5 protein-coding genes are annotated in these 5,672 nt (G+C 66.7%); 2 read left to right on the top strand and 3 right to left on the bottom strand.

The genetic code is table 11. The features are described from left to right. The first annotated feature begins 73 nt into the window (after nucleotides 1-73). A complete protein-coding gene (locus AC1VAN_RS09045; RefSeq protein WP_025878446.1) occupies nucleotides 74-1,063 on the top strand; it encodes a fumarylacetoacetate hydrolase family protein in 990 nt (329 codons plus the stop codon). A 14-nt stretch (nucleotides 1,064-1,077) separates the two neighbouring features. Continuing rightward, nucleotides 1,078-1,746, top strand: a complete 669-nt coding sequence (gene maiA / locus AC1VAN_RS09040; RefSeq protein WP_032976415.1) for a maleylacetoacetate isomerase — start codon at nucleotides 1,078-1,080, stop codon at nucleotides 1,744-1,746. A 33-nt stretch (nucleotides 1,747-1,779) separates the two neighbouring features. Here maiA and AC1VAN_RS09035 read toward each other — a convergent pair whose 3' ends face one another. From AC1VAN_RS09035 to AC1VAN_RS09025, 3 genes are all read right to left on the bottom strand, one after another. Further along, nucleotides 1,780-3,279: a UdgX family uracil-DNA binding protein gene (locus AC1VAN_RS09035; RefSeq protein ID WP_480985666.1), complete on the bottom strand. Its 1,500-nt coding sequence runs from the start codon at nucleotides 3,277-3,279 to the stop codon at nucleotides 1,780-1,782. After that, complete coding sequence (locus tag AC1VAN_RS09030; RefSeq protein WP_442251683.1) at nucleotides 3,260-4,543, bottom strand: putative DNA modification/repair radical SAM protein; 1,284 nt, start codon at nucleotides 4,541-4,543, stop codon at nucleotides 3,260-3,262. Before AC1VAN_RS09030 ends, AC1VAN_RS09035 begins: the two co-directional genes overlap by 20 nt. Nucleotides 4,544-4,673: 130 nt before the next feature. After that, nucleotides 4,674-5,672 (bottom strand): PilT/PilU family type 4a pilus ATPase (locus tag AC1VAN_RS09025; RefSeq protein ID WP_480985665.1); only part of this gene is annotated, 999 nt, incomplete at its 5' end.

Genomic DNA, 5,672 nt, shown 5'->3' with positions numbered 1-5,672 from the left:
GCGCTGCAGCTTGGCTACGCTGCTTATTTGATTACACTTGAAACTTGTTTGCCCACGACTCCGGACACCCACCATGAAGCTTGGTTCCTTGAAGGAAGGCGGCCGCGACGGCACCCTGATCGTCGTCTCGCGTGACCTGCGCCACGGCGTGCGCGCCACCGGCATCGCCGCCACCCTGCAGTTGGCCCTGGAGGACTGGAGCCATCTGGCCCCGCGTCTGAATGCGCTGTATGAGTCGCTCAATGCCGGTGACGCCGATGGCGTGTTCGACTTGGACCCGCAGGCCCTGGCTGCGCCGATGCCGCGCGCCTATGAATTCGTTGATGGCAGCGCCTACCTGCCACACGTCGAGCGCGTACGTCGCGCCCGCGGCGCCGAGGTGCCGGAGAGCTTCTACAGTGATCCGCTGATGTACCAGGCCACCAGCGCCGGTTTCCATGGCCCGCGCGATGCGGTCAAGGTGGTCAGCGAGGACTACGGCATCGACCTGGAAGCGGAGATCGTGGTGATCACCGACGACGTGCCGATGGCCGCCACGCCGGAGCAGGCCGCCGGCCACATCCAGCTGATCGGCCTGGTCAACGACGTCTCGCTGCGCAACCTGATCCCGGGCGAACTGGCCAAGGGCTTCGGCTTCCTGCAGTCCAAGCCGCGCTCGGCGTTGTCGCCGGTGTTCGTCACTCCCGACGAGCTGGGCGCTGCCTGGCAGGACAGCAAGGTGCACCTGCCGCTGCTGACCCACATCAACGGGACGTGGTTCGGTGCGCCGGAAGCGGGTGTCGACATGCAGTTCAACTTCGCCCAGCTGGTCGCGCACGCGGCGAAGACGCGGCCGCTCAGTGCCGGCACCATCGTCGGCTCKGGCACCATCGCCAACGAAGACACCAGCAAGGGGGCTTCGTGCTTCGCCGAACAGCGCGTGGTGGAAACCCTGCGCGACGGCAAGCCGAGCACGCCGTTCATGTCCTTCGGCGACGTGGTGCGCATCGAGATGCTCGATGCCGCCGGCAACAGCATCTTCGGTGCGATCGAGCAGCGCATCGAACAGGCGGCCAAGCCCTGAGCATGGAGGCGGCGATGGAGATTCCGGTCGACGACGGCATCATGCTGTACACCTACTGGCGATCCAGCGCCGCCTACCGCGTGCGCATCGGCCTGGCCTTGAAAGGCCTGGCCTTCGAAGCACGACCGGTGCATCTGGTGCGCGAGGGCGGCGAGCAGCACCATGACGCCTATCGCGGGCTCAACCCGCAGCAGCTGGTGCCCACGCTGCTGCATGACGGCCACGTGCTGACCCAGTCGCTGGCGATCCTGGAGTATCTGGAAGAGCGGTTCCCGCAGGTGCCGCTGCTGCCGGCCGACGCCGCTGGCCGCGCACGGGTGCGGGCAGCGGCGCAGCTGGTAGCCTGCGACATCCACCCGATCAACAACCTGCGGGTGATGCAGTACCTCGAGCGCGATCTGCAGCTGCCCGCCGATGCACGCACGCAGTGGACCCTGCACTGGATGGCCGAGGGCTTCGCCGCGATGGAAACGATGCTGGCCGACAGTGCTGACACCGGTACGTTCTGCCACGGTGACCGTCCGGGTCTGGCCGACATCTGCCTGTTGCCGCAGCTGTACAACGCCCATCGCTTCGGCCTGGACCTGGCGGCATACCCCACACTGCGCCGCATTGAAGCGGCCTGCCAGCAGCTGGATGCCTTCATCGCTGCACGCCCCGAAAACCAGGTCGACGCCGCCTGACGTCCCGCTGTGCTCGCCGGGCATGGCCTGGCGCTACCGGTCTCCGGCGCGCGGTAGCGCCGGGCCATGCCCGGTGGGCGCGGAGTTGGCCGCCAGCAGTTGCTGCAGGTCGTCGCGGAACAGCCGGTAGGCGTCCTCGCGCCGCGTATCATCCTTCTGCCGCAGTACCCAGGCAGGATGCACGGTGGCGTATCCCCGGGTGCCATCCTCAAGCGTGAGCCAGCGGCCACGGTCGCGCGTCAGGTTGAAATCGCGACCGAATACGGACGAGGCCGCCGTGGCGYCGAGACAGACGATCACCTGCGGCTTCACCCGTGCGATCTCGCCCTGCAGCCACGGCCGGCAGGCATGCACATGGCGGCTCTCAGGGCGCTTATGCAGGCGCACCTTGCCTCGGCGCTCGTGATGGAAGTGCTTCACCGCGTTGGTCAGGTACAGGGCGCTGCGTTCGATGCCCAGCTCCTGCAGCGCACGGTCCAGCAGCTTGCCCGCCGGCCCGGCGAAGGGGCGACCACTCAGGTCCTCGACATCACCGGGCTGTTCGCCCACCAGCATGATGCGTGCATCGGCACGACCTTCACCGAACACGGTCTGGGTCGACGCTTCCCACAGCGGGCACTGCCGACAGACGGCGGCCTGCTGGCGCAACGCCTGCAGGCTGCCATTGTCCGCAGCGGCATCGGTTGCATCATTCGGCCGTGCGGGAATACGTCGCTGCGGTGCCTGTGCCGGTCGATCATGCATCTCCTGCACGCGGCCGGCTGCGTCGCGCACAAGGCCCGGCAACAGGTGCGCTTCGGGAAGATGCTTCCAGTAACGGGCGGGCATTTCCTGCTGCATCATCCGCGTGTTGAGCCGGGCCGGATTGAAGATGCTGGCGTAATAGGTCTGCCACAGCGTCTCACGGGCGTCTTCGGCGGGTGCATCGCGACGGCTGCCGCCATCACCGAACGAGAGCGCGCTGCCATCCCAGCGGACACTGCGCGCGGGGGTCAGGATCGCCCAGCGCATGCCGGCAAAACGGCGGGCGAAAAACGGCGCGACCCGGTCGACGATGTTGTGATCGGGCTCGAACCAGGCGATGAACGCGTCGGTCTCGCCGGGCACCTCCCGGAAGCGCACGAAGGCCTTCATCTTGTGCGTGTCGCGGCGCACCGCCTGCGCCAGCGCCATCAACCGCAGCACATCGGCGTCGGCCGGATTGGACAGCACCGTGCGTTCGCCATGCGCGATGCGCCACAGCAGGCGGTACAGCAGCGGCAGGCGCTGCGGATCGCGATGGCATAGGCAGGTAGCGGCCAGTTCGACAAAGTCGCGCGGCACGTTCGGGACGGTGGCGCCGTCGGGCAGTGGCGCCTGCTGCACCGCCGGCGCGTCCAGCAGCGACGCTTCGGTACCCGTGATCCAGTCCAGCTGTTCCGGCAGCACGCGGCGCAGCAAGGCCTCACGCGCCGCACCGCGCCAGGCATCCAGCGACCACGGCGGGTCTACGCGCAGCGACCAGCGCTGCAGCTCAGGCAGCGGGCGCGGCATCGAACAGCGAGCCCTGGCGGGGTGGTGGCGCCAGCTTCGCGCGCAGCACCGCCGGATCATCCAGCGCACTGCGCGGATGGTGGTCGGCCAGCTGCACGAACGGCAGCAGTTTGCTCATCGGCGCCTTCAGTCGTGCAACGTCGGCCACCCGCAGGCGACCGTGGCGGCGTGCCATCAATACGCGCTTGACGTTGCGCACTCCCAGGCCTGGCACCCGCAGCAGCAGCTCCTTCGGCGCAAGGTTCAGGTCCACCGGGAAGCGTTCGGGATGGCGGATCGCCCAGGCCATCTTCGGATCGATGTCCAGATCCAGCATGCCACCCTGGGTGGTGTCGGTGATCTCCTCCACGCCGTAGCCGTAGAAGCGCAGCAGCCAGTCGGCCTGGTACAGCCGGTGCTCGCGCTGCAGCGGAGGCGGCTGCAGCGGCAGCTGGCGGCTCGCATCGGGAATCGGGCTGAAGGCGGAGTAGTACACCCGGCGCATGCGGTAGTTGCCGTAGAGGCTGTCGGCACTGGTCAGGATCTGCTGGTCGCTGGCACCGTCGGCGCCGACGATCATCTGCGTGCTCTGCCCGGCGGGTGCAAAGCGGGGAGGGCGAGGACGCGCGCCGCGGCTGGAAACCGGTGCGATCACTGCCGGCGCCTTGCGGGCCTCCTTGGCTTCTTCGATGCGCCAGCGCAGTTCGCCCATCGCGCCGCGGATCGATGTGCTGGTCTTTTCCGGTGCGAGGGTGGCCAGGCCCGCCTCGGTGGGCAGTTCGACATTGATCGACAGGCGATCGGCGTAACGACCCGCAGCGGCCAGAAGTTCTGGCGATGCCTCGGGGATCGTTTTCAGGTGGATGTACCCGGCGTATCGGTGCTCCTCGCGCAGTCGACGTGCCACCTCCACCATGCGCTCCATCGTGTAGTCCGCGTTGCGGATGATGCCGCTGGAAAGAAACAGCCCTTCGATGTAATTGCGCTTGTAGAAGTCCAGTGTGAGCGTGACCACCTCGTCCACGCTGAAACGCGCGCGCGGCACGTTGCTGGACACCCGGTTCACGCAATAGGCGCAGTCGTACACGCAGAAGTTGGTCAGCAGGATCTTCAGCAGCGACACGCAGCGGCCATCGGGCGTGTAGCTGTGGCAGATGCCCATGCCCTCGGTACTGCCGATGCCGCCGGAGGCGCGCGAATCGCGCTTGCCCGCACCACTGGAGGCGCAGGAGGCATCGTACTTGGCGGCATCTGCAAGGATGGCCAGCTTGCGTATGGTTTCCATTGAAGAAACCTACGCACGAGGGGTCTCATTGGATGAGACCGCCCCTTAACCCTTCAGGATTCCGCCGGGCATGGACCGGCTCTACCACCACGCGTCCGGTAGCGCCGGGCCATGCCCGGCGGGCGCGCCGTCAGAACCCGTGGGTAATGCTCGGCGCGCCGGCCGAGAAGTCCGCATACGGATCATGCTCGCCGCTGCCTCCTTCGGACAGGCGGAACTTCAGCGCCAGGCCATCGCGCGAGTCGGCCGCGCGCAGGGCTTCTTCCTGATCGATGGTGCCGTTCTTGGCCAACCGGAACAGGCACTGGTCGAAGCTCTCCATGCCTTCTTCCAGCGAAGCCTCCATCGCCGCCTTGATCTCGTGTACCTGGCCGCGACGCAGCAGGTCGCGGATCATCGGCGTGTTGATCAGTACTTCGGTGGCCGGCAGGCGGCGCCCCTCCTTGTTCTTCACCAGGCGCTGGCTGATCACCGCACGCAGGTTCAGCGCCAGGTTCATCAGCACGTTCTTGTGCGCGCTTTCCGGGAAGAAGTTGAGGATGCGCTCGATGGTCTGGTCGGCGTTGTTGGARTGCAGKGTGGCCAGGCACAGGTGSCCGGTTTCGGCGAAGGCRATSGCSGCCTCCATCGTTTCSGCATCCAGGATCTCGCCGATCAGGATCACGTCCGGCGCTTCACGCATCGCGTTCTTCAGCGCATTGTGGAAGGCATGGGTATCGAGCCCGACCTCGCGCTGGTTGACGATGGACATCTTGTGCTTGTGCAGGTACTCGATCGGGTCCTCGATGGTGAGGATGTGACCGGTGGTGGTGCTGTTGCGATGGTCGATCATCGACGCCAGCGAGGTGGACTTGCCCGAGCCGGTGGACCCCACCACCAGCACCAGCCCACGCGGGGTCATGATGACGTCTTTCAGCACCTGCGGCAGGTTGAGCTCTTCGATGCTCGGAATCCGGCTGCGGATGGCGCGGATGACCATGCCCACTTCACCGCGCTGCTTGAACACGTTGACGCGGAAACGCCCGGCATCGGCCAGGGCGATGGCCATGTTGAGTTCCAGCTCGCGCTCGAACTGCGGCACCTGGCCCTCGTCCATCAGCGAGTAGGCGATCTTCTTCACCATTCCCGG

Source organism: Stenotrophomonas sp. 05L44_2 (genome assembly GCF_056665995.1).
The sequence above is the reverse complement of the archived record's forward strand: the minus strand, read 5'-3'. Positions and strand labels throughout refer to the sequence as shown.